General features: G+C 64.9%; 1 protein-coding gene. It reads right to left on the bottom strand.

The genetic code is table 11. The annotated features are described in order from the left end of the window. Positions 1-163: 163 nt before the first annotated feature. Positions 164-841 carry a VOC family protein gene (locus NVU01S_RS42020; RefSeq protein ID WP_063048265.1) on the bottom strand — a complete coding sequence of 226 codons (678 nt, stop codon included), beginning with the start codon at positions 839-841 and terminating at the stop codon, positions 164-166. Between the last annotated feature and the right edge of the window lie 211 nt (positions 842-1052).

Below are 1052 nucleotides of genomic sequence, written 5' to 3'. Positions count from 1 at the left end.
GGCGTGACTGACGTTCCCAGCTTTGAGGGCCGTTGCTGACCGAATGGATCTCGGGCTCCGTGTGGCGTGGCTGTCCCTTGCTGTGCCCGCCGGATGTACGGCCATCCGTGAAGGGACTCGCTCCGAACAGTCGGATATCGCGACTGAACAGATTCCGCCGCGGTCAGAACATGTCCTGCCCAGCTGGGGTGCGTCGGATCACGATCTCCTCGCCACCGCTGGTACGCACCGCGACCGCGTGCAGCCCCGGTTCACCGGGCACGAACCGCAGCGGTAAGTGGTCGAAAGTCTCCGTGCCGATGTGGCTGCGGAACTGGTCGGGGTCACCGGACACTTCCAACCAGGCCACCCCGGCCGCGATTCGCTCACCGACAACCGCGCGGCGGGCGGGGTTGTTGTCTGGATCGTCCCGGTAGTACCAGTTCGGCAGGCCCTGCTGCCGAGCCCGCCGAACTGCCTGCCCGACGGGCGTGCTGGTGACCACCCGTTGTGTGCCGTCCGGTTCCGTCCGCCCTGGGACAACCTTGACCTCGCTGCCCAGTCGCCGAGCGACCTGCTCCAGATCATCGAGGGTGTCTGCGCGCAGACACCAGAACATCCAATGGTCAGCGCCGTCGCTGGTGGCGCGCCTGAACCATGACGACGCGGGGTCGGCGCTCCCCTCGACAGCGCTCTCCACCTCCAGGTAGATGTCTGCGCCCAACGGGAATATCCAGTTGCGCACGCCACCACCGGGGAACACCCCGCCTTCATAGTTGCCGAATCCGGTCTGCTCGGCCATTCTGCGTACGCCGTCGTCGAGATCGCTTACCCCGAGCGCAAAGTGGTCCAGATGAAACACAGCTACAAGCCTCCAACTCGAGTGAGCATGTCGTCGCTCTATCACGTTACCCAGCAGTCGGTTTCGCCCAGTCGGAGCCATTGTCCAGCGGCATAGTGGTGTTGCGAATGGGGCGGGCTATCCAGGCTCAGTCCACGACGAGCCCCCTTGTGCATGCCGGATGCGCGCATGACTCTGACCTTCGACCGACCGAGGCACACGCTCATCGGCA

The sequence above is a fragment of the Nocardia vulneris genome (genome assembly GCF_001613425.1).
Taxonomy (GTDB): Bacteria; Actinomycetota; Actinomycetes; order Mycobacteriales; family Mycobacteriaceae; genus Nocardia; species Nocardia vulneris.
This window is presented reverse-complemented; position numbering and strand designations above follow the sequence as displayed.